The following is a 2,893-nucleotide window of genomic DNA, read 5'->3' as shown; positions in this document are numbered from 1 at the left end:
TCTCGCGCTCGGTCTTCTTGCGGCCGACGAGATCGCCCTCGCTGACCATGCCGATGAGCGTGCCGTCCGCCTCGACCACGGGCACCGCGCTGATGCCGTGGGTGAGCAGCGTGCGCGCCACCTCGCGGAGCGGCGTATCCGGGTGGACGGTCGCCACATCGCGGTTCATCAGGTCGCGGGCGTTCAACATTGTCGGGGTTCCCGGCGGCGCTTGCGGTTTGGCGGCGGAGGATGGACCGGGGGCGCGGGCGGGATGTTGATGAGGGTCAAATGAGATCGGCGGGGGCACAGGAGACGGCCGCCTATCAATGCTCCTTTGCGGCGTGGTGGATGTGCAAGACTTCGACCCCCTCGGATACGACTTGGTAGAAGATGCGATAGGGATAGCGGACGAGCGGAACGACCCGTATGCCGGGCCGCTCTTCAACCTCGCGCGCACTATGGGGCCACCGGCCGATGCGAGCTTCGATCGCGCGGATGCGTTGCTCCAGCGCCGGCACTACAGAAGGATAGTGCTCCGCCGTATACGCAAGGATATCGTCGAGGTCGGCCCGCCCTGCGGCCGTCCAGACAACCCTCATGGGCGGCGGTATTTGGCGAAGGTCGCCTCGATCTCCGATTCAGTCGCAAAGCGGCCCTCGGCCGAGTCGCGCAAACCGCGGTCAATGCCCGCCAACTCTTCGGCGGTGGCGTGATAGTTCCCCGCGTGCAACTCCGCCTCGATCTCTTTGGCAAGCTCGGCCAACTCCGCCTGGGCGGCGTCAGGCCAATGGTCGGCGCGGCGGACAATTTCGTTCAGGGCCTTGTTCATGGATCGAGATTACCACGCGAAGCCGTCGGTACCAATTGCTGGGGTCGGCGACCTTTGCCGGCGGAGGCCTCCCGGGACCTCTTCAAGGCAACCGCAGCGGAGTTAAGAACTTCGAGATAACCTCGGGGCAAACCATAGACAATTGGCGAGCAAGCTGATAGAACAGAACCAGAACATTTGGTGGGATCGACAAGTGGATAAGCTGAAGAAAAGCGTCTTGATCACCGATCTGGACAACACGCTCTTTGACTGGGTGACCCTTTGGTATGTGTGCTTCACGGCAATGCTAGATGAGATCTCCGGAATCAGCAGAATTCCGATCGCCGCCCTGAAGCCTGGGATTCGGCAGATTCATCAGCGTCATGGAACGTCGGAATACTCGTTCCTGATTGAGGAATTGCCACAACTTCAAGAATTTCTGGGAGGACGTCCACCTCTCGAGGTCTTTCGGCCCGCGATCGAGGCGTATCAAAGGAAACGCCGCGAGACACTTTCTCTCTATCCGACCGTCGCAGAGACGCTGCTTAAGGCGAAGGGTGGTGGCTCGCTGATCGTGGGGTACACCGAATCTATGGCCTTCTACTCGAACTATCGGGTGCGGCGATTAGGTCTTGATGGGGTATTTGATTTTGTGTTTTCCCCAAGCGACCATGAAATACCGACAAACATTCCGGTGGAGACAATTCGCCTGTACCCACGTTCGCACTATGAGTTCAGATTCACACAACAACGGCACACGCCGGCGGGGTCACTGAAACCAGACCCTGCTGTGTTGGCCGACATAGTCGCCCACTTGAAAAAAACCCCGTCAGATTGCGTCTACGTGGGGGATAGCCTCCACAAAGATGTGGCGATGGCTCGCGACGCTGATGTGACAGACGTGTTCGCGCGGTATGGCCGCGCCCAACACACGGAGGCGTACACACTTCTAAAAGAAGTGACACACTGGACTGACGCTGAGGTTGAGCGTGAGCGGCGTATCACGGAGCGAGAAGTGAGGCCGGGTATCATACTCGACCAGAGCTTTGGCCAACTGCTTGAGTTTATTGATTTCGGGAACGGCAATGGACGCTGAGGAACGCAAGTCAATCATTGAAATATGGAAAACGGTCGTTGATGTGCAGAAGCACTTCAACGACATCGAGATGCGCGTTCGCGGTCTCTTTATTACGATGATACTGGCGATCTCTGCCGCGCAGGGATTCTTGATGGACAAAGGACTCGCCGTAACGCACGGACAGGTCAAAATCCTGTACGCGACATTCATTCCGCTATTGGGGGTAGTGGGCACGCTCCTTTTCTATTTTGTTGATCGATATTGGTACCACCGACTCCTGATCGGTGCTGTGAACCACGCCATCAAGATTGAGAGCAAATTCAGCGCCGAGATACCGGAGTTGTCTCTTAGCGAAAGCATCGGCGCCGCTAGTCCCGTTGAGTTGAAGCGGTGGGTTACACGAGCATTGGCCTGGCTGACGGTCGCTGAACCGCGATATCGTAAAGATCAGAAACTTCATTCCGATGGAAAAATAGAAATTTTCTATAAGTCCGTGATGTGGATGTTCGTGATCGTATTTTTCGTAACTATGTTGTTTGCCGGCGTCTTAGTGGCAAACGAGCCGCTGGTGTGGTTCCTCGTGGACAAAGTCGCGACTATGTTTTGAGAAGTCCGGTTTCTGAACAACGACTACCTGCCGACAAGCGCGCGGTGAGCCTACTCCGCTACTTCCGTCGGTCCCCATCGAGATGGCGGAGCAATCTAAAACCTCTGCCGAAACAATCTCGTTCGCGAAACCGCGAACCAGTATGTAACCCGGATGGAGCGAGGCGGAATCCGCGGTGGGTGCGTCTTGGATGAGAACCCGGATTGCGCTGCGCTCGCGCTTCCGCCTTCGCCCTCCGGGCTTCGGCGGACAAGTCGCGCTCGCCGCAGGATGACGAGTTGGGATGGCAGCCTTGCCAGGCTATCTCTTCCGGTCGCGTTCGCGCAGCACTTCGCGGATCGTTTCGCGGACGACGCGGGGGACCTCGCGCACCAGCCCGGCCAGCTTGTGATCGATTCCGTCGACCTTGCGGTCGAGG

Annotated in this window: 5 protein-coding genes; 2 read left to right on the top strand and 3 right to left on the bottom strand. The window is 57.9% G+C overall.

The window, feature by feature from the left end; translation table 11 throughout:
- From WD823_RS09870 to WD823_RS09860, 3 genes are all read right to left on the bottom strand, one after another.
- Positions 1–190, bottom strand: a 190-nt coding sequence (locus WD823_RS09870) for a CBS domain-containing protein (protein ID WP_368429330.1), incomplete at its 3' end; no start/stop codon positions are given.
- Positions 191–305: 115 nt separating this feature from the next.
- Positions 306–581, bottom strand: coding sequence for a type II toxin-antitoxin system RelE/ParE family toxin (locus WD823_RS09865; protein WP_368429329.1), 276 nt, complete (start codon positions 579–581; stop codon positions 306–308).
- A complete protein-coding gene (locus tag WD823_RS09860; RefSeq protein WP_368429328.1) occupies positions 578–811 on the bottom strand; it encodes a hypothetical protein in 234 nt (77 codons plus the stop codon). The genes WD823_RS09865 and WD823_RS09860 overlap by 4 nt, the downstream gene beginning before the upstream one ends.
- A 142-nt stretch (positions 812–953) precedes the next feature.
- Here WD823_RS09860 and WD823_RS09855 point away from each other — a divergent pair, with 142 nt between their 5' ends.
- A complete protein-coding gene (locus tag WD823_RS09855; RefSeq protein ID WP_368429327.1) occupies positions 954–1,886 on the top strand; it encodes an HAD family hydrolase in 933 nt (310 codons plus the stop codon).
- Positions 1,876–2,475 carry a hypothetical protein gene (locus WD823_RS09850; protein WP_368429326.1) on the top strand — a complete coding sequence of 200 codons (600 nt, stop codon included), beginning with the start codon at positions 1,876–1,878 and terminating at the stop codon, positions 2,473–2,475. Before WD823_RS09855 ends, WD823_RS09850 begins: the two co-directional genes overlap by 11 nt.
- Positions 2,476–2,893 lie beyond the last annotated feature (418 nt).

This window comes from Sulfuricaulis sp. (assembly GCF_040901545.1).
Taxonomy (GTDB): Bacteria; Pseudomonadota; Gammaproteobacteria; order Acidiferrobacterales; family Sulfurifustaceae; genus Sulfuricaulis.
Note: the sequence above shows the minus strand (reverse complement) of the source record. Positions and strands in the feature narration are given on the sequence as shown.

Coding starts and splice junctions, on each gene's coding strand:
- WD823_RS09865 (WP_368429329.1), bottom strand. CDS start 581: ATGAGGGTTGTCTGGACGGCCGCAGGGCGGGCCGACCTCGACGATATC.
- WD823_RS09860 (WP_368429328.1), bottom strand. CDS start 811: ATGAACAAGGCCCTGAACGAAATTGTCCGCCGCGCCGACCATTGGCCT.
- WD823_RS09850 (WP_368429326.1), top strand. CDS start 1,876: ATGGACGCTGAGGAACGCAAGTCAATCATTGAAATATGGAAAACGGTC.